The organism is Flavobacterium sp. 1, from assembly GCF_002797935.1.
Lineage (GTDB): Bacteria > Bacteroidota > Bacteroidia > Flavobacteriales > Flavobacteriaceae > Flavobacterium.
Map to the genome: position 1 here is coordinate 2,978,942 of NZ_PGER01000001.1, position 23,409 is coordinate 3,002,350.

The window sequence follows — 23,409 nt, forward strand, 5'->3', positions numbered from 1 at the left end:
AACAGATATTTCAACAAATTATTTAAAAACCATTAAATACATTGTAACGTCATAAGATTCTGAACAGTAATGAAAAAGATTATCTCAATAAGTACAACTTTGCACAAGCTCTTGCATCTGACAAGGCTTCGTGATGGTTTAGTTTTATATTCATTTCACGGCAACAGTCGCTAAGCTTTGTTGGTTTTAACCCTTTTGCTTTATATATTTTTACGGTACATTCCCAACGGGAACCTATATTTAAATCCTCGTAGTGCAAACCATTCAGTGCCATTGATTTGGATAAAACATTACGGTCAAAGCTTTCATTGTGTGCCACGACAATTCGGTTTTGAAGTCTTTTTTTTATTTCGGGAAAAACTTCTATAAAGGTTTTAGCATTTGCTGTATCTCTTGGATAAATCCCATGAACTTGTATTGTAAAAGGATTGTATTCATTATTAGGCGGTTTGATTAAGGTCACAAACTCATCTACAATGACACCATTTTCGACAGTAACAATTCCAACAGAACATGGATGATAAGCTGTTGCTGTTTCAAAATCTATTGCGGTAAAGGTCATGGGCTTTTAGAATTTAGATTGCAGATTTTAGATTCCTGATTTTGAGGATTAGTACAAAATCTGCAATCCAAATAAAATTACTTCATCGACCTAATAATATCATACTTCGTGATGATTTGATAATTACCGTTTTTAAGTTCTACCAAAACGGCATCATTTTCTTTGGTAAATAATTTGGATACTTCTTCAATTGAAGTGCCAAGCTGCACAACAGGAAAAGGATTTCCCATTACTTCTTTGATTGGTTTATCGGCAACATTTTTATCGGCAACATAACTTCTAAACAAATCAGTTTCATCAACAGAGCCAACAATTCCAGTAATATCAACCACAGGAATTTGCGAAATATTATACTTACGCATACGATCAATCGCATGCGAAACCAATTCTTCGGTACGAACCACAATCAATTGCTTGTCAATATGGTCTTTGATTACATCTTCGGCAGTAGTAACATCTTCGTCTAGAAAACCTCTTTCCCGCATCCAGTCGTCATTAAACATTTTGCCCACATAACGGCTTCCCGAATCATGAAACAATACCACAACCACATCTTCAGGCTTGAAATATTCTTTAAGCTGCAATAGTCCTTTTACGGCAGCACCAGCAGAATTCCCCACAAAGATTCCTTCTTCAAGAGCAATTTTTCTGGTATAAACAGCGGCATCTTTATCGGTTACTTTGGTGAATCCGTCAATCAAAGAAAAGTCAACATTTTTCGGCAGAATATCTTCCCCTATACCTTCGGTGATATAGGAATAAATTTCATTTTCGTCAAAAATCCCAGTTTCGTGGTATTTCTTAAACACAGAACCATAGGTATCAATTCCCCAAATTTTGATATTCGGATTTTTTTCTTTCAAGAATTTACCGACACCCGAAATCGTTCCGCCAGTTCCTACTCCAACCACAAAATGGGTAATTTTCCCTTCTGTCTGTTTCCAAATTTCAGGGCCAGTTTGCTCGTAATGCGCTAGTGTATTGGACAAATTATCGTATTGATTTGCATACCAAGAATTAGGCGTTTCTTCGGCCAATCTTTTGGAAACCGAATAATAGGAACGAGGATCTGTAGGTTCAACATCGGTTGGACAAACCACCACTTTGGCACCTACTGCACGAAGAATATCCATTTTTTCTTTGGACTGTTTGTCAGATATCACACAAATTAACTTATATCCTTTGATAATTGCAACTAATGCAAGCCCCATCCCTGTATTTCCAGAGGTTCCTTCAATTATGGTTCCACCAGGTTGTAAACGACCATCAGCCTCAGCATCTTCAATCATTTTTACAGCCATACGGTCTTTTACCGAATTCCCTGGATTGAATGTCTCCACTTTGGCCAAAACTAAAGCATCTATTCCTGCAACAATTTTATTGAGTTTGACTAATGGTGTATTCCCTATAGTTCCTAATATATTTTCTGAGTATTCCATCTCGTCTTTTTTTAAGAGTTAAATCACAAACTATACTTTTTCTATATAGTTTATAGGTAAACAAAATTACTTACTTTTTTTTGAATTTCAGACTTAAAAATTTGAACAGCTAAGTTCCAAAATTAATTAAAGAAGTTCCAGACTAATCCAAAACGGATTAAGAAATCACGATATGGATTATTGGCATCCGAAAAATAATTATTTTTCGAAAACAAAGAGTTAAAATGTTCCGCCTTCAGGTAAAGTCTGGTGCGCTGAATTTTGACATTCACAAAATAATCAAGAAGAGGCGCATTACCAATTTTAACTCGGTCCTGAACGAAAAACTCTCCAATTACAGGGTTATAATTATTAGTGTAATAACTGGTAAAATAATTTAGCTCAACACCTGTTTGAAAAAACAGCTTCTTATCAAATAAATAATTAGTATAATAAAACGTGTTTCTAGTCACAAATTCAGGAACATTCAAAACAGCATCCGGCTGATCCACTTTTTGAAATAACAGCGTATTATCTAAAGCCCATTTACCAAATGTAAATTCTCTGGAAACCTTTAGCGAAGCATAATTAATTGCTTTGCTATATTGTTTTGGAGCAACTATCTGCATACTGTCTTTTCGCTCGGAAGCCGAAGTAATGTCGGCAAAATATAAATGATCATTAATGGCATTCAGCTGCATTGACAATGAAACCCATTTGGTATCAGCATTTACACTAAGAGAATTTATTTTTTCGTTGACAAAATCATTCGACCAGTTGTATTTTTTATAACTGCTTTGAAATAAATTATAATTATTATTTGGAAGCTTGTTCATGCTTTGATAACGAAATGACAATTGATTTTCATCATTCCAGTCATAAACTGCCGATGCGTCAAAATTATATAAGTTTTGATCTGTTATTGATTTTGAATATAAAAACTTACCATTCCATTTATCTTTACGGTAGTTATATTGCCCTCCAAACGTGTTGATCTTTTGGCTTAACAAATTACCAATGGTGTTTCCCCCATCCAAATACAAAATATTATTGTAGAAATAATTAGTATGCAGATCATCAACAAAAAAAGTAAAAGAGCCCAGAGTCATATTTTCATACACAACTCCAATCTTATTATACATTTTATTGTAGTTTGTAATATCATCAATACCGCTGGTTACAAACGATTCGCCAAAACGGTCCACCAAAACACCGCCAACATTTGATGCAATAGTTTGCTGCCTATACCCATAATATATTTCTTCGTAATTAAACTGATTGGTAAAATACAAATTATTATCTCCTATTTTGCGATTAATTCTAAAAACCTGATCAAAGAAAAAACGCCCTCCTTTTAATACCGAATTTGCATCTTCCAAGTACACTCCTAATCGCTGCCTGTTATCAAATGAAGGATCACCACTAGTAAAATCGCTTACATTGCTAATTCCTCCGTTTTCTTCATTCTGAAGCTTCTGAGAAGTATAATGCAAATTAGCAATAAACCGTCCATCCTTGGAATTATAACTTGTTGTAAATCTAAAATTTCCCGATTTAGACTCTTGATTGATGTATCTCCCCTCCGACCGCAATCCTTTGTAAGCAATCGAAAAATTAAGTCTTGGGGAAACATTTAGTGAAAAATAAGAATCAGCCGACTGCCCTCTCTGAATAGTTGATTTAAAATACAGCTCAGTTACTGGAGTTGCAACATTGGCATATTTGACATCATTAGCTTTTAAATAATTAAACTGTCTTGCCGTAAAACCAAATTCCGGATAAGGCGAAAAACCATTCATCCCATACTGCAGAGTATTGTATGTCTGACCAATATTAGGAAAAGACAAAAGTCCAAAATTATCTTTTCTCAAATAATTATGGCTGTACGCTTTTCTGACAGACTGAGTTGTGTCAATATATGTAGTGTCACGATCTAATGAAATAAACTGATACATATCATAAGTTGCCACTGGCGCTTTTTTCTTCTTTATGGAATCCGAAGAATTGTATTTGCTATTATAATCAATTTCTTTAGCACTATTAACCTGTTTTTTTTTCTGCGAAAACAGGAGAACTGGAAAAACTAAAAAAATTAAAAAAAAGAAAATCCTCATTTGAAACGGTTATAATTAGGCAATTATTTTACAGATATATCAAGCAAAGGTAAAGGATAAAAACGTATAAATAAAAAAACACTCCAATTTATAAAGTAAACCTTAACACATATTTTTTTCACAAACCCGAACTCTTAATTTCCAAATAATCTGGGCGAACCACCATCCCGATAAAAGGGCTGCTTCACTTTGCGGTTATACGCCCTTTTATCGGTCTGCTGTCAGGCTATGCGCGCTACTTCGATAGCTTGCTTCAAACGAGGTTCACTGAACTCCTATGAAAATAAATATCATAGTGAAGTAATCCTTCTCGCATTTGCAACAGCCAAAATAATACAGCCACATCATTAATCTTTTAGAAAAACTTTTGAAGCATAAAAAATCAAAAAAAATCACAATATTTGCCACCAGAAAAAATTTAATTATGCTTCAAAAGAATTTCTCCACTTTCCTGCTCGAAACTGGCACCGACGAAGCTGGACGTGGCTGTCTGGCTGGACCAGTAACAGCAGCAGCTGTAATTTTGCCAATAGATTTTGAAAACAACATTCTAAACGACAGCAAGCAGCTATCCGAAAAAATTAGAGAAAAACTAAAACCAATTATTGAAACCCAAGCCATTTCCTTTGCTGTAACGCATTTACATCCCAATGAAATTGACGAAATAAATATCTTAAATGCTTCAATGAAAGGAATGCAGGAATGCATTTTGAAATTAAGCCGGACTCCCGAATTTATTATCGTGGACGGAAACAGAGCATTGAATGCAAAATTAGGTTTGAAAAACACTTTCGGAAAGCAATTCTCCAAAGCCGAAATTGAATTATTAAAATCAATCCCAAATAAAAGTATCATAAAAGGAGATTCAAAATATCTGAGCATTGCCGCCGCATCGATATTGGCAAAAACCTATCGTGATGAATATATGGATAAAATTCACGAAGAATTTCCGATGTACAATTGGAAAAAAAACAAAGGATATCCCACTAAAGAACATCGTGAAGCTATCCGAAAACATGGCACCACAAAATACCATAGAATGAGTTTTAGGTTATTGCCAGAACAGTTGAAATTGGATATTTGATTGCAGATTAACGATTTTTGATTTCAGATTTCTCGAAAGTCGCTTCGAAGAGTTTAGAGAAATGTTTTAATATTTTTTCTTTCACTTCTTGTTCATCTACTTTTTCGACACCAAGTTCCACATGAAGTGAAGTAACCGCTTTGCCACGGATTCCACACGGAATGATATTGTCAAAATATCCCAAATCGGCATTGACATTTAGAGCGAAACCGTGCATCGTTACCCAACGCGAAGCGCGAACTCCCATCGCGCAAATTTTTCGGGCGAATGGTGTCCCAGCACCGAGCCAAACGCCGGTTTCACCATCGCTTCGACCGCATTCTATTCCATATTCCTGTAAAGTCAGAATAATGGCTTCCTCCAGAAAACGCAAGTATTTATGAATATCCGAAAAGAAATTCTCTAAATCCAGAATAGGATAGCCCACAATTTGCCCAGGCCCGTGATACGTAATATCACCACCACGATTGATTTTATAGAAACTAGCACCTTTGGCTTCCAACTGTTTTTCGGATAGAAGCAAATTACTGAAATCACCGCTTTTTCCCAAAGTGTAAACATGCGGATGCTCGACAAACAAAAAATAATTAGGTGTTGCAATCGAAGTTTCTTCTCTTCGATTTTGAATCTTCAAATCGACAATTCCCTTGAACAATTCTTCTTGGTATTCCCAAGTTTCTTTGTAATCTTTATTTCCTAAATCTTGAAGTTGGATGGTTTTGTTCATTTCTTTTTCTGAGATACTGAGAATCTAAGAGGCTAAGATTCTAAGATTTATTTTTTGCAAAGGTACAAAGTTTTGAGCTTACCCTTTTCCTGCAATTTTTTAATCAACTGCTTCTGGTTCTAAAACCACTTCGAGATTCGTACTCATTGGATTTTGTATACAATCGTAATAATGAAATTGTAGTGACAGTGATTTATGATCTTCACTAATTTTAGCAAGTGGATTGGAAACCGATTGAATCTTTCGAGGAAAATGATAGTTCAAAACAAAATTCTGAACAAGTTTAAATCCTTTGTACATAACTTTTCTTCTTTCAATTTCATCAAATGCCTTTTTTAATTTCAAAGAATCAGTAATAGTTACGATTCTATTGAAATGATTGCCTGTATAATGGTAACTTACATTATAAAAATGCCCTTCGGCACTCAAAGCATGATTATTTTTAATAACGTTTAAATGACGTCCCGTTTTTGAAAGGTCAACAATATAGGATACTTTTTGAAAATTCTGGGTATAAGTAGTTCGGAATTCCTTTTCGTAGGAACTCTCTTTTATATGAACTTTCACATCCGAATATTTCAAAAATACTTTTTGATCCGCTTCGAGATTCCTTGAGAACGTTTCATTGTATTTCTTGATATAATCACCAAAAACAAAAGTTGTGTCTCTGTAAACATCTTCCTTCGAATACTCCTCTTTTGCAATTTGCATATAACTGTATTCGTCTCTTAGTGTCTCAAATTCAATAATTCCACTTCCATCAGGATTGAGATGAATGGTCTCGGTGACTTGACAGCTTACGGTTAGGAGAATTGAGAGAAGGAAGAAATATCTTTTCATTTTTAAAGCTTTCAAAATTTTGAAAAACGAAGTTACATTATTTTGTATGGATTTTATATTATTTTTTTTTTTAACCGCAAGGTTCGCGAAGGGTTACGCGAAGAGCGCAAAGCTTTGCTAACTTTGCACTTTTTTTTCTTTGCGAACCTTGCGGTTAAGAAAATAATACAATACTATTTAATTCCAATGTAGCTTTGGTAAAGATCTTATAAAAACTGAACTTGTGGAATAGCCCCGATAGCAGTGGAAATCCTCCCGATTTTTCTTCGGGAGATTGCAACGTATAGCGGGAGAATACTTGATGAAATGACAAATATTTCTGCTCCCAAAAAAATCCTCACCCCCCGCCTCCTCCGAAAGAGAGGGAGCCCAAACCAAATCTTTTTGTGTTTTGCAATTTTAACACATAAAGACTATCTTTGCGGACTTAAAAAACAGTATATAATGGCCTTATCAGAACAAGAAATCATCCGAAGAGAAAAACTTCAATCTTTACGTAATTTAGGAATCAATCCTTATCCTGCCAATCTTTTTCCTGTAAATCATACTTCGAAGCAAATAAAGGAGTCTTTTGAAGAGGGTAAAAAAGTGATTGTTGCCGGGCGTTTGATGAGCGTTAGAGATCAAGGAAAAGCTTGTTTTGCCGAATTGCAGGATAGCGAAGGGCGTATTCAATTGTACGTGAACCGTGATATTTTGTGTTTGGGAGAGGATAAAACTTTATATAATCAGGTATTCAAAAAATTGACCGATTTAGGTGATTTTATTGGTATTGAAGGTGAATTGTTTACGACCCAAGTTGGTGCAAAATGTATTCGTGTGAGCGGTTTTACTTTTTTGAGTAAAACTTTGCGTCCGTTGCCATTGCCAAAAGTGGATGAGGATGGAAAAGTGCACGATGCTTTCAACGACGCCGAATTGCGTTACAGAATGCGTTATGTAGATTTGACTGTTAATCAAAATGTGAAAGATACTTTTATCAAACGTACCAAATTGTTTAATGCAATGCGTGGTTTCTTTAATGAAGCTGGATACCTTGAGGTTGAAACTCCGGTTTTGCAATCGATTCCTGGTGGTGCAGCGGCGCGTCCGTTTATCACGCACCATAACTCGCTTGACATTCCGCTTTATATGCGTATTGCGAATGAATTGTATTTAAAAAGATTAATCGTTGGTGGTTTTGACGGTGTGTATGAGTTTTCGAAAAACTTCCGTAACGAAGGTATGGACAGAACGCACAACCCGGAATTTACTGCGATGGAAATATATGTAGCCTACAAAGACTACAACTGGATGATGGATTTTACCGAAAACCTGCTGGAACATTGCGCTATTGGCGTTAATGGAACGAGTGAGGCTACTTTTGGTGAACATAAAATCAACTTCAAAGCGCCTTATACCCGTGTTACCATGACGGATTCTATCAAACATTTTACTGGTTTTGATATTTCCGGAAAAAGTGAAGAAGAACTTTTTGAAGCTGCGAGAGGCATGGGAATTGATGTGGACAATACGATGGGTAAAGGGAAATTGATTGATGAGATTTTTGGTGCAAAATGCGAAGGGAATTATATTCAGCCAACATTCATTACTGATTATCCAAAAGAAATGTCGCCGCTTTGTAAAGAACACCGTGACAATCCAGAGTTGACAGAACGTTTCGAATTAATGGTTTGCGGTAAAGAAGTTGCGAATGCTTACTCTGAATTGAATGACCCAATTGACCAAAGAGCCCGTTTTGAAGACCAAATGCGTTTGGCTGAAAAAGGTGATGACGAAGCGAACGGAACGATCGACGAGGATTTCTTGAGAGCTTTGGAATACGGAATGCCTCCTACTTCTGGTTTAGGAATTGGAATGGATCGTTTGATGATGTTTTTGACTAATAATGCTTCGATTCAGGAAGTGTTGTTTTTCCCGCAGATGCGTCCAGAGAAAAAACAGGTACAATTGGAAGAAGATGAAAAATTAATTGTTTCTATCCTGCAGGCTAACGCCAATGTTATGGAATTTGGTTTACTGAAAATCAAATCGGAATTGAGCGGAAAAAAATGGGACAAAGCAATGAAGAATCTTTCGGCTCTTGGATTGACTGAAGTTGTTGTAGAGGGAGATGTAAAGGCTTGTCGATTGAAAGAGTAGTTTATTCTAACTATATTATTTTAAAGGAGTTTCAATTTGGAACTCCTTTTTTTATGTTCTTTGGTTTTCTAAAAATAGCACCAATTCATCAACATTAGTATATGGATTTAAATTAAAAATTTCAACACCATAATTATTTGCAATAACAGACAATCTAATACTTTCAGCATTTGATTTAGCAATGGTTAACTTATCTTTTAATATCGAATAATGTTTAAAGTCATTCTTCTCATAATTTTCCATTCCAACACATTTCTTTAATTCTTTTTCCAAAACTTCTTCTGAAGCAAACTCTTTAGTAGAGTTTTTAAAATGGAATAAATACCAAGACTCAAAACAAATACTCGAAAAAATAATATTTGCATTCTTTTGAGAAGCTAGTTTAAAAACATCACCTCTTTTTGGAAAATTATCATGATCAAAAACTACAAATATTTTTTCAAAACCATCTTTCTTTGCATTTTTTAAAACATCAGTTACATCACCTTTACAATCAATTATATTCACAGCAATAGTTTTAGGCAAGCCTAAATCCTCTTTCATTGCATTAAAATAATTCTTCTCTGTCAATCCTTCACAAAGAATTAAAACTTTAGATTTGAATGTTCTTGATTTAAAATTATTAGCAGGTCTTTTAGCCATACTTATGAATTTATAAATTCAATTAATTCATGTCTAAAAGTTTCTCTTGCAATATTTGGCACTGCTCCTAATCTACCCTCTAAATACCATTTCTCATAATTCCCTTCTCGCACTCCTTTAATATCGGATACTGTAAACATTTCTGTCCCTCCCTTTTCATTTTTCTCTACTAAATTAATCTGATCTCTTCTCATATTATTTTCAGGATTCAATAAAGTAGTATCATGTGTCGCAAAAATAAACTGAGCTCCATTTTTGTTAACCTCTGGATCATTAAACAAACCTAAAATATATTGAGCGATTTCAGGATGCAAGCTTCTTTCGAATTCATCAACTACAATAGTATCACCATATCTTAAAGCCATAAAAATTAAGGGGGAGAATGAAATAGCTCTCTGTGTTCCAGAAGACTCTTCAGCAAATTCGAACTCAATCCTTTCGTAATTATCATTTAGATGAATAGTCTTTATTACTCCATCTTTTTCCTCAAAATCAACAACTTGTGTATCCAGCTTCTGTATTAAAGACTTTGATAAACTTAAAATCAAATCTTCCCCTTCAAAAGCACTAAAAAGATATTTATTTGCTGCTTCATTAAATCTCTCAGAATGAAAAAGATCTGTCGTGAATACTAGTAACAGAGAAAGTCTCTCATAAACACTTTTAGCTATTTCAACATTTTCAATTGCAGCCTTACTTAAAAATAATTGATTTTCAGTAGTTCTTTGTTTTATTGTTTCAAAAATACCTTCATATCCATTACCTTTATAAAACTCTTGTCTATCTCTTTCAAAAACTTTAACCTTTATCCCTTTAGGATAAAAGAAAAGAGATTCACTTTTTACTTCTTTTTGAAATACTTCAATAGAATAAGTATGCAAAACATTTTTAATTAGAATATCAATTGAAAAGCAGGATGGCTCCCTTATATTTTTTTCACACAACTTAAATGGCTTAAATAATTTTATAGGATCATTTGGTTTAATATCTGTAGAAGTTCTAATATACTCTTTAAATTCATGAAGAGCTCTAATGATATTACTTTTCCCACTTGCATTTGGTCCATAAATGGCTGCGGAAGTCAAAGCATAATAATCTTTATTTTTAGTAGCTTCAGGATTTGTCATCTTAGTTACATTTACTGGATTTTTTAAATCACTTGGAATCATAGACAATTCCACCATTTCATTGATTGACCTGAAATTTGTTATTCTAAAGTTTAACAACATCACTTTAAGGTTTTATTTGTAAATATATTGCAAATATACACTTTAATTAAATCCACAACACACAAGTATCAATAAAAAAGAGAGCTTCTAAGTCGTAGTTTCTTTTTTATTCAAAAACATCGAATCAAATCAAACAATCCTTTTCGCTTTTCGTAACTTTACTATTCAAAATCATACTATTTATGAACACTTTAGAATTAAAACTAGAAATATTTGACAAACTGAAATCTGTCGATGATGTTGACTTGCTAAAGCAAATTATGAATTTACTTCAACCTATGGATCCAAATGAAATTAAACATTTAAATGAAAATGAATTGGAAATGGCAAAAGAAATCGAAGAGGGTATAATATTTGGAATTGATGTTGACCATAAACAACTTGACGAAGAAGATTCAGAATGGATTACTGAACTATAAAGTATAAACAAAAAAACCAATAAAAAAGGAGCTCCAATTCGAAGCTCCTTTTTGTTTTCACAAGAATTAACAATTATTTTTTATACGAAAAAATCTGAGGGTTTACATTTATAGCTAACCAAGCCCAATTGTTGGTATGATCCACATCACCGCCTTTCAGTCTTTGCATGGTATCAGTCGCAAACATCTGGGAATATCCTCCGGTGATGTTCACAAACTTATGAACGGAATATCCAGCCGTAAAATCGATTTCTGTTCCAAGATAATTGTCCATTTCATTTCCATTCGTAGCCAAAACGGTGTTAGCAGCATTAAAAACGTGCGGCATTAAAGCAAACTGCCATTTGTTGACATTGTATCCAAATTTCAAAAATGCATCCTGCAATCCTACCGAATTTTTATGATTTCCTACGTAGAAATAATCCATATATCCATTAAAACCGTGATTAGTACCAAAAATTGGATTGAAAGATTTTATGTCGGTACTGGTATTGCCTTGACTTTTCCCTGACAGAAATTCATATCCGAAACCAGCTTTAAACTTTTCAGTCACTAAATAGTTAAAATTTAAGGCAGCATCAAAAGCACTCACGGTATAAGTATTGCTTTTTCCGGTTTGTCCATAAAACCATAAATTCCCGTCCCAAGACTTTCCTTTGGTGTTCATGTACGTTCCGAAAGTCTGCATGTAATCTACTTTCAATTCGGGTGTTGGTGTTGGGATTGGCGGAGTCAGTTTGTTTTCGTAACCTGTGTTTAAAAACAGTAAACTCATACCAATTTTGCCCAACTCAGTGTGATACCAGGCATACTGCATGGCTTTGTAATTGGCAACTGTATATGGCACCGCAATATCCGTTTCGCTATTGGCATTATAGGCAACCGCCAGATCTAATTGATTCTTTTTATTTTTATAGGTAACCGATGCGGCATCATGGCTTTGTGCCTGCTGTGCCCAATCGGCTTCCCCTAGAATACGCTGATTATCATACGAAATCACCTGACGTCCAATACGGGTACTCCACTTGTCATTGAAATTGTATTGCGCCCAAGCTTCGAATATTTGAATACCATTCACATCCGATTTTGTATTTGATGCAACATCTCCCCAGACACGAACATTCTGCATTGTAAGTTTAGTAACAAATTTGTCTTGCTTGAAATTTAAATTCAAGCGCGTTCTTGAAGATATAAACTGAGCAGGCGTTTCTCCATAAGGAATTGGTGCTTTATAACCGTTCCTGAACTCGTAACGGGGTTTAATCTGCAGATTGGCATCAAACTCTTGGGCAAAAGTATTCTTACTGGCTAATAATACAACAGCCAGTACCATTGTTTTTAATAACTTCATCGTTACGAAATTTAATTTAGTTTAGTTTAACCGCTTCTTCGGTAATTTTTTTAATAGTTGCATCGGAATTCACTTCTAATCCCTCTTGTTGATAAGCTAATTCCCCCTCAGCATTAAAGACACTTATAATATTAGAATGAGAAAAATTTAAAGGGGCAATTTTCTTGTAATTTACGGCTAATACTGCTGCAAACTCTCTGGTGTTTTCTTCGGTCGATCTCAGGAATTCCCATTGCTCGCCATCCATTTTATTAGCAACAGCAAATTCTTTTAAGCGTTTAGGCGTATCCACTTCCGGATCAATACTTACTAATACCAATTTGACATTTTCCTTGATATTCTCAGGTAAACGAGATTCAATATTGCGCATATCAGCTACCAAACGTGGGCAGGCTGCTTTGCAGGAAGTATAAATCATGACCATGACCAACACTTTTCCCCTCATGTCTTTCATTTCAATATTCTGACCGTTTTGATTAGTCCATTTAGAAGGTAAATTATAAATAGACAAATCTGAAATAGGTTTCTCTTTGGCAGCATTTTCTTTTTTATTACAGCTTTGAAAAGCTAAGAAAAGTGCAAAAATAGGCAAAACAAGTAAAAAGTGCCATCCTGTTTTAAAAAATCCTTTACGATTTTGTACTAAATTCGGTTTCATTTTGTTTGGTTTTGATTGGATTCCTTAAGTGCTCAATTAATCTTTGGCACAACGAAACCCTAAATTTTTAGTAGTATAACTAGCCTTAAGACTACCCCTAAAAGCATAGCGCATAAAAGCAGCATAATTCATCAAATCGGTAGCATTTACAGATCCGCTTCCGCAAAAGAGATTGGTATCGGTGTCTTTATCTTTTCTAGATTCACCCGAAAGAAAAATACTGTTGAAGTCTGAAGTCCATTCCCAAACCAATCCATGCATATCATAAACACCCCAATAATTTTTGAAGGTATGTCCAATTGCATTCGAATACGTTTTGGGCTTTTCATACCAGGATAAAATGTATTTATTAAATTCTTCTTTGGTACGGGCATCAGAGCGTTTTTCATCGGCCATAGCCACATATTCCCACTCATCCATTGTTGGCAAACGCTTTCCTTGACACTCACAATATTTTTTGGCTGCAAACCAAGAAACATTGGTTATTGGAGCATTACTTAGATTGTTTTTACCAAAATTAAAATCATTTTCCCATTGGTTTAAATAACTTTTATCAGCAAATAATCCTTTCATTTTTGAACGGCTGTAATCTTGATATTTTTTTACAAAGGCAAGGTATTGGGCATTAGTAACCGGATAGACATCCAAACTAAACGGAGCTATTTTGACTGGTTTTTTGGCAGTAGCACCATAAAGGGGGACAAAAGTCCCGCCTTCTATATGTGCCATTTTAACTTCTTGAGCGCAAAGAGTAACGTATATCAACAATAAAAAGAAGGTCATTATTTTTTTTAGTGGGAACATTGGGACTCTTTTTGCTTAAGTTTTTATTATTTTCTTTGAGCTTTCACCATCGCTACTGTCACTGACTTTTTGCTATTCCCCCAATTGGCATAAACATACGTAAGGACATCAGCAATTTGTTGGTCACTTAAAGCTTGAGGAGGCATCGCTCCAGTGAATTTTTTTCCATTTACGGTAATTGTACCATTAGATCCTTTGATTACTTGTTTAATGGCACGATTCACATCGGCATTCAAATAATCTGATTTGGCCAATGGAGGAAAAGCACCTGGAATTCCTGCTCCAGTAGCTTGATGACAGGCAATACAGGTTTTTGTATAAACCCCTTTCCCTTTGTTTGCATCTTGACTAAAACCTTTCAGACTTAATCCAATTAGTGCTATTCCTAAAATGTATTTTTTCATGACTTATAAATATTTAAAATTGTGTTTATTATTTTCTTTGAGCTTTTACCATTGCAGGCGTTACTACAGTTTTATTATTACCCCAACTGCTGTAAACATAAGTTAGGACATCGGCGATTTCATCATCCGAAAGATTCTGGCTTGGCATTACACTGTTTATTTTTTTGCCATTTACAACGATCTCACCGCTTAATCCTCTAATTACTGTCTGAATTGCTCTTTTTGGGTCAGCATTCAAATAATCTGATTTTGCCAATGGAGGAAATGCATTTGGCACTCCTTGTCCTTCGGATTGGTGACACGCAAAACAGGTTGTTCCAAAGATTCCTTTTCCAGATTTAATTTGTTCAGGCAATGTTTTCGCAACAGTAGATTTGGCCACTTTTTCCCCTACAGGCATATTTTGAATATTTCCGCCCTCTGGCAAATATATTCCTTCTTGTGTAGTTCCCGAATAGATTTTTTTGTTTTCTTCACCCGTTACTTTCAGCATTCCTAAAGCTCCTTTATTGAATGCTCTAAAAATAGAGTGATCGACCAAAATAAATGTTCCTGGTACATCAACTTTGAATTCTACAATGGCAGAACCTCCCGCCGGAATCATTGTTGTTTGTACATTAGTATTGATTGCATCTCCTCCTTCAATATGAACTTTGTCGAATATTTCACCAATAACGTGGAATGAAGAAACTAAATTAGGACCACCATTTCCCATATAAATACGAACAGTTTCTCCAACTTTGGCTGTAAGTGCATTATCACCTGCAATACTTCCCACTTTACCATTGAAAACCACATAATCTGGTTCTTCTTTCAATGCTTTATTCATATCAAAAGGCTGTACTCCTTGCTCGCCATAACTTCCTTTGGTATAAAAATCACCTTGCATCACGTAGAATTCTTTGTCAACAGGAGGTAAACCGCCTTCTGGTTCTACTAAGATTAACCCATACATTCCGTTTGCAATGTGCATCCCAACAGGCGCAGTTGCACAATGATAGACATATAGTCCAGGATTTAAAACCTTAAAATTAAATACTTTTTCATGCCCAGGTGCTACAATTGAAGAAGCAGCTCCTCCTCCCTGTCCTGTTACGGCATGCAAATCAATATTGTGCGACAACTTATTATCGGGATGGTTTTTTAAGTGAAACTCCACCTCATCACCAACTCTTGTTCTGATGAAACTTCCCGGAACAGATCCGCCAAAAGTCCAATAAATATATTTTGTCCCATCAACCATTTCTCCTTCTTGCTCTTTGATTTCCATATTAACAACCAAATGCATAGCTGGTCTATCACCAACAGGTTTTGGAACCATTGGAGGAGCAGTAAGTTCAGCCTCTTTTTGTCCTTCGACTTTAATTTTTTCGTAATAATCGGTATCATGATTTTCTTCTTTTTTGGCACAAGAAAAAATACTAACCGCTGCAAATAATGCAAAAGCAATAATTTTATAAGGCTTGCTAAAATGGAATAATTGTTTCATAATTCTTTCGTTTTAAAAAGTGGTTTTTATATTAAGGATAGTTTTGTCTTTTTTTATTGAGTTGTAAAATTAAATTATGATATTTAAAAAATTAATGATAAATATCATGTTTTTAACTTTTATTTAAGAATTTTTAAAGAGCAGCTAAGATGCTCAGTGACTGAGCATTTTAAATCAAACCTATCATATTACAGCAATAATCTTAGCGTCTTAGAACCTTAGCAACTCAGCAACTTATTTTATCCCAATGATCAAAATCACAAACAATCCTAAAGTTATTATTAAACTGATTTTCCAGAGCGAATGAGCTTTTTTTAATTCCATAAATTGAAAAGCAACCAAAAGGAATTTAAAAGCGGCCAAGGTCATTATCAATGCAGCTCCAATTTTACTAAATACAGAAAAACCAGCAATACAAGATGTTGTTAAAGTGAGAATTAACAACAATACATAAATTAAAATTAGTGATTTTTTCATTATCAATAGACATATATTATTAAAAAAACAAATAAAGTATAGGAAACAAAAGCAGCCAAATTAAATCGCACATGTGCCAAAAGGCTGCACAGGCTTCAACGTCTTCAACGGCGGTATCTGAGTCTTTCTTTTTCATGCCGTAATTTGTCCAGCCCAAGATAACCAACCCCATAATCACATGAATGACATGGAATCCTGTTAACAGCCAATAAAAAGTATAAAACATATTGGTATCCAATGAAATGCCACTTTCTATTTTGTGGTAATATTCTACGCTTTTGAGTACCAAGAATAAAAAACCGCCCAGCATAGCCAACTTAAAAAATACCGATGATTTCTGAATATTATTCTCTTTAAATTGATGAACAGCATTGGCCATAAAAAAACCGCTTGTCAATAAGAAAACAGTATTTACAGCACCAAAAACAGCATTCAACTGCATACGCGATTCGTGAAAAACAGTTGCGTTTTCACTTCCATAATACACAAAAGCCAGCAATGCCATTCCGAAAGTGATGAGTTCGAGAAAAATGATAATCCACATCAGGATGCCTCCCGGCGGATAATAGATGTTTTTGTAATTTATTTTTAAAGTTTCCATAAAGATTTTTGATTTTTGATTAACGATTTTTGATTTTTGATTTTAGATTGAAGATTACTATTGCTGATTTTTCGATTAGCTGAACTCAATTATTGTTTTTTGGAGCAGAAATATTTAGCTTTTCAATTGGCATGTGTCCCGCTTTCCGCTACAATCTTGTGAGCCGAGCCCCGGCTCACAAGGATTTCCACTTCTATCGGTGCTAAAGAGAGATATTTTGCTTTTTTGCAATTTATATTCAGTTTTTAACCTCTATAATACTTCACATGTTCGCTGTCGTTCGGTTAGTAAATCTAAAATCAGAAATCTTTTTATTCCCAATCCAACAGCCTTTTTTCGCCTTCAATTTTTTTGATATCGGTTATATCCTGTGACATTTCAATCACGCCTTTATAGTTTTTATTGGCATCCCTCACTGCAAAATAGCGGATGTAAATCAGGCGCTCTTTGTAGTTTATCCAAAAAGATGATTCGTTTTGAGTTCCTTTTCTGAATTCATCCAAGATTTTCAGAACTGTTCCAACACTTTTTGGAGGGTGGCAAAACTTCACTTCACGGCCAATGATTCCGGCACTTCTGGGAAACACACGCTCCTCGCCTCTGTTGTAAAAAATCACTCTGTCATTTTCGTCCACATAAGTCAAGTCTAACGGCATCGTTCTAAAAAGCAGATTAACCTGCTCCACGGTCATATATCCCTCATCAAAATGTGAGGTGTTTTCTAATGAAAAAGGCAATTCCCTAACGGTAAAATCTTCGCTTGGATGCACATATTCCACTTTGGGGAAAGGCGGTGGAGTTTGCTGTAACATCCAGCCAATTTCTTCTTCGCCTTTGCGCATTTCAATCCAATCACTTTCGGTAAGAATGTCTAATGCATTTGGGAACAGAACGTTTTCTTCAACTCCCATCAGTCTATAAATTCCGTCCACCAAAAAAGGCGTGTTGCTTCCTACTCTTTCAGGATTATCCGTTTTGAGATAATACTGAATCAAACGGAACTGTTCTCGCAAATTATCATGAAACGACCACATTCCCTGCGATGGTCCAACCCAGCCTTTTTTCTCCAAAAAAGGAAAAAGCTGATTTTCTTTGCGGGCAAACCGTTTTTCTATGGTAAACAACTGATTGAATATATTGGTATATTTTGCTAAATCAATCAACGGGTTAACGTTTGTAATCTCTTGCAAAAGAGACACTATTAATTCTTTTTCCTGAAAGTAATTCCAAACTGGATGACCTTCTGGCAATACTGGTGTGTGAACTGTTTCTGTCATTTTAATTAAATTTTATTTTTCACCATTCCCTTTTTCTAAAAGTTTTTTAAACCATTAAGAGATTTGGAAACGTTTCAAATCATCCAACTTATGCCTTAATCTTTCTTAATTCCTTAATGGCTCAATAAAAAAATGGTTCTTGTATTCTTATTTTTGGTGTTTTATCTTTTCGTATAATTTCACTAACGACTGCAGTAGCTCAACGGGAGTCGTCAAAATCTGATAGTGGTTTTGCCCAAACATTTGTGGCAGATAATATTTAGCTTCGGCTTCAATGGCCAATGCGTACGAGTTAATATTTTTTGAATTGAGTTCGCGAAGAGCTTGCTTCACGTCATTGACTCCATATTTTCCTTCGTATTTATCGTAATCATTGGGCTTTCCGTCAGAAATCAGGATTACCCATTTGTTTTTCGTGCTTCGTTTGTCGAGACGAACTCCTGCGTGCCGCAATGCTGCGCCTATTCGGGTGTAGCCGCTTGGTTCTACTGCTCCCACTTTGTGTTTGGCAATATTCCAGCTTTCGTCAAAATCTTTGATGGTCAGGTAAGTTGAGTAATTTCTGGTTTTGGAATAAAAGCTGTCAATAGAAAAATCAATATTGAATTCGTTTAAGATTTCACCAAACAAAATCGAAACCTCTTTCTCCACATCGATCACTCTATTTCCGGCAGCGTAACCATCACTCGAAAGACTGATGTCAAGCAGAATCAGAATCGACAAATCCTTTTCCTTTTTTCGATTCGAAATATAAATTTTATCCGAAGGCGTTCTTCGGGAATGCACATCGACATACAAATCGGTGATGGCGTCAATATCAAATTCGTCTCCTTGTGTTTGTCTTTTTTGCTGTTGCATTTTATTATTGACATTCGTCAGCATTTTGCGCAAGCCCATCAAAGTGGAAGAATTCTTTAGTATCGTTTTTTTGTAATAATCGCTATCAATTTTTAACTGTGACTTTGGATATACTTTGCAAAAATTTTCTTTGTAACAGTTTTTACTAAAATCCCATTCATCATAACTGTGATGAAAACCTTTGTCATCAACAGACGCACTTTCGGAAATCGTGGTGTTTTCCATAAAATCCGCTTGATATACGGAATGTGAAGTGTCATCAACGCGAACGGTGTATTTCATATTCAGTTCTTCCAACGCATCCTGATGATCTTCGAGTTCATCCGAACCATCAAAATCACGCCAATTTCCGTTGAATTCTTCGGCGGTTTCTACCTTTTCAAAATTATGCAGCATCACATAATCCTCCTGCTGTTTTTTATCGAGTTCCACTGTAATAACTTCCTCAACCGCTTTCGCCTTAAGCGTGGTTAAAGGCTGCATCTCATTAGTCTTTTTCGTCTTATCTGAAAAATTTTGAAGTTCATTTTCACTTTCGATTATCACTTCGTTTTTCATCCATTTGCCAAACAGCCAAGAAAAATCAGGCACGTTTTTAGCATCTGATTTTTGGGCAAAATGATTTTTGGCAGATGCTAAAAACTGTCTATCGATTGAAAATTCTTCAAACAAAACCGAAAGAATTTCTTTGGAGGTTTCCAATGCTTTTTGCTGTGAAAGGGATAATTCCGGCTCAGCCTCTTTAGCTGTCCAATTGTAATTCAATCGCTGTTGTACGCTTAGATACAAAATCCTAAAATGATAAAAAGTAAGATTCTCTTCCAGCGTAGAGAATTCGGCAAACGAAATCGGAAGGAAAAAATTATTGTTTTTGTATCCTCCTTCTCTTTCGGCAGGAAATATTTCGATTGGATTTCCTGTCAAAGCGCGCGCCATAATAGTCAAGCGGGGTTTTATCCCGGCAAGTGTAACCGTTCTCGCTTCCACTTCGGGGTTCGTTCTTTTTCTGTTTTTTAAATGTTTGAAAAATTTCCCAACTAAATATTCATCTATCTCGAAACCCATAATAAGCCCCCTAACCCCGAAGGGGGAACTCCTATTAGGGGTCAATAGGAATTTACATTACTTAAAACTTTATCAATTCAACTAATCTATACAAGAATTTATTTCCTTAATTGGATTAAAAGGGCATGGATTGATTTTAATTTGTCGCTCTCTTAATTCCCCCTTCGGGGGTTAGGGGGCTTATATCATCAAATTGCACAAATCTTTCAATGCTTCCAATGTCTGCAGATCATCTGTCAATGGTTCTACGACGGCAACGTGAACAGCCAAACGTTTTGGCAATCCGCTGTGGATAATTTTTGCTGCGTCAACGAGAAGTCTTGTCGAAACCGTTTCGGTCAATCCTAATTCGGTTAAATTTCTAATTTTGTTACCGATGGCAACTAGTTTTTTGGCTGTATCGCTGTCAATATTGGTTTCATTGACCAAAATTTCAGTTTCAATTTTTGGCTCAGGATAATCAAACGAAACGGCAATAAACCGTTGACGAGTGGAAGGTTTCAGTTCTTTAAATCCTCTTTGATACCCGGGATTAAAAGAGGCTACCAGCATAAAATCATCGTGTGCTTTAATTGTTTCTCCCAATTTGTCTATAAACAGTACGCGCCGGTGATCTGTCAGGGAGTGGATTGCCACAATCACATCGGGTCGGGCTTCAGCAACCTCATCCAAGTAGATAATCGCACCTTCTTTTACGGCAGTGGTCAAAGGACCGTCCAGCCAAACCGTCTCTGCACCTTTGATGATAAATCTGCCAATCAAATCGGTTGAGGAAGTTTCTTCGTGACAGCTGATGGTTATGAGTTTTTTATCCAATTGATGAGCCATATACTCAACAAAACGGGACTTTCCAGTTCCGGTAGGGCCTTTTAGCAAAAAAGGAATTTTGTTTTTATAGGAATGTTCAAAGACTTCGGCTTCTTTGCCGACAGTGTGGTAATATGGTGCGGGTATTAAAGTATCTACTAACATATTTTTTAATTTTTATAAAAAAAACCGAAACGTAAAACAATCGTTTTTATGGAAATGGAAATTCAAAAACTTTTATCTAAACGTTCCGGCTGAAAAAAAGGGCAGGTTAGTTCTTTTTTATTCCTGCAAGGTCTTTTTTGGATCTTACAGGTATCTTATATTCGGCAATCATACCTACAAGGTTTGAAAAAAAACTTGCAGGACAACAAATTATTTGACAAGAAGAAAAAAATCTTGAAATGTGTGAAGCCGCGTGAGGGATAGAACAAGGCGCCATAGCGCTCGTGATAGCCCGACCGCGTTGAGGAAAGGGGGCGAATAACCAGTCTCGAAAACTGCCCCCTTTTCTCAATGGGGTCACGCCCAAATTTGTACTGAATACATTTATTTTATTTCCAAAGCTTCATCCGTTGGACGGCCATATTTAAAGAAATCAAATATAAACAGACCTATTCCTGTGGCGAACATCGTGGCGCAAATCAGTAATACTACAAAGTGAATGCTGATTTCGTTTTGCACGACCATAAATTCCATTTTCATTTTTCGTTCCAAATACACCTGCACGACTCCCGCAACTCCAAAGGCAACAGTCATTCCCAACATTCCAATATTCGATAGCCAGAAAGCAGCCATTCCTGTGGCGCTTTGGTATCTTTTTCGTCCTGTTAAATTCGGTAATGCGTAACTTATTATTGCCAAAACAATCATCGCATAAGCACCCCAGAATGCATAGTGTCCGTGCATAGCCGTAACCAAAGTTCCGTGGGTATAAAGATTAGTTTGTGGTAAAGTGTGTGCAAAACCTAGTAATCCAGCTCCAACGAATGACACTATAGAAGAACCGATTGTCCAGAATAAAGCGATTTTATTAGGATGGCTTTTTTCGCCTTTGCGGTACATGTTCACTGCAAACAAAGCCATTGCCAAGAAAGCTAAAGGTTCCAAAGCAGAGAAAATACCACCTACGATTAACCAAATTTTGTTTACTCCTATGTAATAATAGTGGTGTCCTGTTCCCAAAACTCCCGAAAGGAATGTTAGTCCAACAATTACATACAGCCATTTTTCGATCACTTCTCTGTCGACACCAGTCAATTTGATTAATAAATACGAAAGAATACCTCCCATAATTAATTCCCAAACACCTTCAACCCACAAGTGAACTACCCACCAACGGAAGAATGAATCCATTACCTGGCTGTCAAACCAAATCATTCCCGGCAGATACAATAAGGCGGCAAACAATAATCCCATTGACAATACCAATGCGGTTGTAGTTCTTCGTTTTCCTTTGAAAAGCGTTCCTAAAATCAATCCTAAAAAAAGCAATACATTAATAACTACCAGAAAATCCAATTCTCTCGGAATCTCAAGAAACTTTCTTCCTTCCCAATGGTTCAGGTGAAAACCGACGATAGCCACTACACCAACTACAGCAAGTGAAATTAATTGTACATAAGCCCATTTTACGCTTATCAGTTCGCGTTGTGCTTCTTCGGGAATGATGTAATAAGCTGCTCCCATAAATCCGGTCAATAACCAGACAACCAATAAATTGGTATGTACCGCTCGGGCAACATTAAACGGAATAACGTCGTGCAAGCCCTGTATTCCTATTCGGTCAAAGCCCATGATAAAACCATAGACAATCTGCAGTGAGAACAGCAGCATACACAGTGCAAAAAACCAGTAGGCTACTTTTTGTGATTTATATTTCATATTTAAAAAATTTAATTATTTTTCTTTAGCTAAAGGCGAAACGATGCGGTCAAACCCGTTCAGATCGATTTTTCCGATCCATTTGAAGTAGGCCACCACTGCATCAGCATCTTTTTCACTCATATTATAGACAACCATTTTTCGTCCATTTGGTGCCCAAGGTATTGGTGACATCAATACAGCCTTGACATAGCCTTCTCCTCTGCGGTCGATAACTTTGGTCAATTCCGGAGCATAATAGCCTCCTTCTCCCAAAATGGTATGACAACCCATGCAGTTGTTGTGTTCCCAAATTTCTTTTCCTCTCACTACCTGTTTGTCAATAGCCTTGTAGTTGGTTTGATCATTTCTGGGCATGAACGAATAAATAGTCAATCCTATAAAGATTAAAAAGGTGACCAATGTTCCTCCCAGAAAAAATGCTCGTGCTTGTGATTTTGAAAGCATAATAATCTGTTTTTTGTTAGTTAATAAATTCCTTTTTATATAAAAGATAAAAATGTCTTTTATTTGAATGCAAATATAAAAGATATTTTTATCTTTTATTATAACATTTG

At 35.7% G+C, this 23,409-nt stretch carries 21 protein-coding genes and 1 pseudogene; 3 read left to right on the top strand and 19 right to left on the bottom strand.

Features of this window, described 5'->3' with window-relative positions:
* Positions 1-79: 79 nt before the first annotated feature.
* The 3 genes from CLU83_RS11890 to CLU83_RS11900 form a co-directional block, all read right to left on the bottom strand.
* Positions 80-562, bottom strand: a complete 483-nt coding sequence (locus tag CLU83_RS11890; protein ID WP_100431810.1) for a 3'-5' exonuclease — start codon at positions 560-562, stop codon at positions 80-82.
* Positions 563-639: 77 nt separating this feature from the next.
* Positions 640-2,001 carry a pyridoxal-phosphate dependent enzyme gene (locus tag CLU83_RS11895; protein ID WP_100431811.1) on the bottom strand — a complete coding sequence of 454 codons (1,362 nt, stop codon included), beginning with the start codon at positions 1,999-2,001 and terminating at the stop codon, positions 640-642.
* 122 nt (positions 2,002-2,123) lie between these two features.
* Positions 2,124-4,094, bottom strand: coding sequence for a putative porin (locus CLU83_RS11900; protein WP_100431812.1), 1,971 nt, complete (start codon positions 4,092-4,094; stop codon positions 2,124-2,126).
* Between the two features lie 424 nt (positions 4,095-4,518).
* Here CLU83_RS11900 and CLU83_RS11905 point away from each other — a divergent pair, with 424 nt between their 5' ends.
* Positions 4,519-5,178, top strand: a complete 660-nt coding sequence (locus tag CLU83_RS11905; RefSeq protein WP_100433714.1) for a ribonuclease HII — start codon at positions 4,519-4,521, stop codon at positions 5,176-5,178.
* Between the two features lie 7 nt (positions 5,179-5,185).
* Here the strand turns inward: CLU83_RS11905 and lipB are convergent, their stop codons facing one another.
* Together lipB and CLU83_RS11915 are read right to left on the bottom strand one after the other, a co-directional pair.
* Entirely contained in the window at positions 5,186-5,905 is a 720-nt protein-coding gene (gene lipB / locus CLU83_RS11910; protein ID WP_100431813.1) for a lipoyl(octanoyl) transferase LipB, read from the bottom strand.
* A 99-nt stretch (positions 5,906-6,004) separates the two neighbouring features.
* Positions 6,005-6,745, bottom strand: a complete 741-nt coding sequence (locus tag CLU83_RS11915; RefSeq protein ID WP_100431814.1) for a hypothetical protein — start codon at positions 6,743-6,745, stop codon at positions 6,005-6,007.
* A gap of 444 nt (positions 6,746-7,189) precedes the next feature.
* On the opposite strand from CLU83_RS11915, the gene lysS reads away from it, so the two are divergent.
* Positions 7,190-8,887 (top strand): lysine--tRNA ligase, encoded by a 1,698-nt coding sequence (lysS, locus tag CLU83_RS11920; protein WP_100431815.1) that lies wholly within the window; start codon positions 7,190-7,192, stop codon positions 8,885-8,887.
* Between the two features lie 51 nt (positions 8,888-8,938).
* On the opposite strand, the gene CLU83_RS11925 is transcribed toward lysS, so the two are convergent.
* Positions 8,939-9,529: an RloB family protein gene (locus CLU83_RS11925; RefSeq protein WP_100431816.1), complete on the bottom strand. Its 591-nt coding sequence runs from the start codon at positions 9,527-9,529 to the stop codon at positions 8,939-8,941.
* Positions 9,530-9,531: 2 nt separating this feature from the next.
* On the bottom strand, positions 9,532-10,698 hold the full coding sequence (locus CLU83_RS11930; protein WP_232727078.1) for an ATP-binding protein: 1,167 nt from the start codon (positions 10,696-10,698) through the stop codon (positions 9,532-9,534).
* Between the two features lie 242 nt (positions 10,699-10,940).
* On the opposite strand from CLU83_RS11930, the gene CLU83_RS11935 reads away from it, so the two are divergent.
* Positions 10,941-11,177 (top strand): hypothetical protein, encoded by a 237-nt coding sequence (locus CLU83_RS11935; RefSeq protein WP_100431818.1) that lies wholly within the window; start codon positions 10,941-10,943, stop codon positions 11,175-11,177.
* 73 nt (positions 11,178-11,250) lie between these two features.
* Here the strand turns inward: CLU83_RS11935 and CLU83_RS11940 are convergent, their stop codons facing one another.
* The 12 genes and pseudogenes from CLU83_RS11940 to CLU83_RS11995 all read right to left on the bottom strand — a co-directional run bounded on the left by CLU83_RS11940 (position 11,251) and on the right by CLU83_RS11995 (position 23,299).
* On the bottom strand, positions 11,251-12,528 hold the full coding sequence (locus CLU83_RS11940; protein ID WP_100431819.1) for an alginate export family protein: 1,278 nt from the start codon (positions 12,526-12,528) through the stop codon (positions 11,251-11,253).
* A 16-nt stretch (positions 12,529-12,544) separates the two neighbouring features.
* Entirely contained in the window at positions 12,545-13,186 is a 642-nt protein-coding gene (locus CLU83_RS11945) for an SCO family protein (protein ID WP_232727079.1), read from the bottom strand.
* Between the two features lie 36 nt (positions 13,187-13,222).
* Positions 13,223-13,990, bottom strand: coding sequence for a formylglycine-generating enzyme family protein (locus CLU83_RS11950; protein ID WP_100431820.1), 768 nt, complete (start codon positions 13,988-13,990; stop codon positions 13,223-13,225).
* A gap of 26 nt (positions 13,991-14,016) precedes the next feature.
* Positions 14,017-14,349, bottom strand: a pseudogene (locus CLU83_RS11955) (cytochrome c); the annotation flags it as partial.
* Positions 14,350-14,422: 73 nt separating this feature from the next.
* Positions 14,423-15,883 (bottom strand): copper-containing nitrite reductase, encoded by a 1,461-nt coding sequence (nirK, locus tag CLU83_RS11960; protein ID WP_100431822.1) that lies wholly within the window; start codon positions 15,881-15,883, stop codon positions 14,423-14,425.
* 234 nt (positions 15,884-16,117) lie between these two features.
* Positions 16,118-16,360, bottom strand: coding sequence for a cytochrome C oxidase subunit IV family protein (locus CLU83_RS11965; RefSeq protein ID WP_100431823.1), 243 nt, complete (start codon positions 16,358-16,360; stop codon positions 16,118-16,120).
* 19 nt (positions 16,361-16,379) lie between these two features.
* The gene (locus CLU83_RS11970) at positions 16,380-16,961 is read right to left on the bottom strand and encodes a cytochrome c oxidase subunit 3 (protein WP_100431824.1); all 582 of its coding nucleotides are present in this window, start codon (positions 16,959-16,961) and stop codon (positions 16,380-16,382) included.
* A gap of 311 nt (positions 16,962-17,272) precedes the next feature.
* Positions 17,273-18,238 carry a DUF438 domain-containing protein gene (locus tag CLU83_RS11975; protein WP_100431825.1) on the bottom strand — a complete coding sequence of 322 codons (966 nt, stop codon included), beginning with the start codon at positions 18,236-18,238 and terminating at the stop codon, positions 17,273-17,275.
* A 147-nt stretch (positions 18,239-18,385) separates the two neighbouring features.
* Positions 18,386-20,161 carry a nitric oxide reductase activation protein NorD gene (locus tag CLU83_RS11980; protein ID WP_100431826.1) on the bottom strand — a complete coding sequence of 592 codons (1,776 nt, stop codon included), beginning with the start codon at positions 20,159-20,161 and terminating at the stop codon, positions 18,386-18,388.
* 180 nt (positions 20,162-20,341) lie between these two features.
* Complete coding sequence (locus tag CLU83_RS11985; protein ID WP_100431827.1) at positions 20,342-21,133, bottom strand: CbbQ/NirQ/NorQ/GpvN family protein; 792 nt, start codon at positions 21,131-21,133, stop codon at positions 20,342-20,344.
* A gap of 384 nt (positions 21,134-21,517) precedes the next feature.
* Positions 21,518-22,852: a cbb3-type cytochrome c oxidase subunit I gene (locus CLU83_RS11990; protein WP_100431828.1), complete on the bottom strand. Its 1,335-nt coding sequence runs from the start codon at positions 22,850-22,852 to the stop codon at positions 21,518-21,520.
* Positions 22,853-22,867: 15 nt separating this feature from the next.
* Positions 22,868-23,299 carry a cytochrome c gene (locus CLU83_RS11995; protein ID WP_100433716.1) on the bottom strand — a complete coding sequence of 144 codons (432 nt, stop codon included), beginning with the start codon at positions 23,297-23,299 and terminating at the stop codon, positions 22,868-22,870.
* Positions 23,300-23,409: the final 110 nt, after the last annotated feature.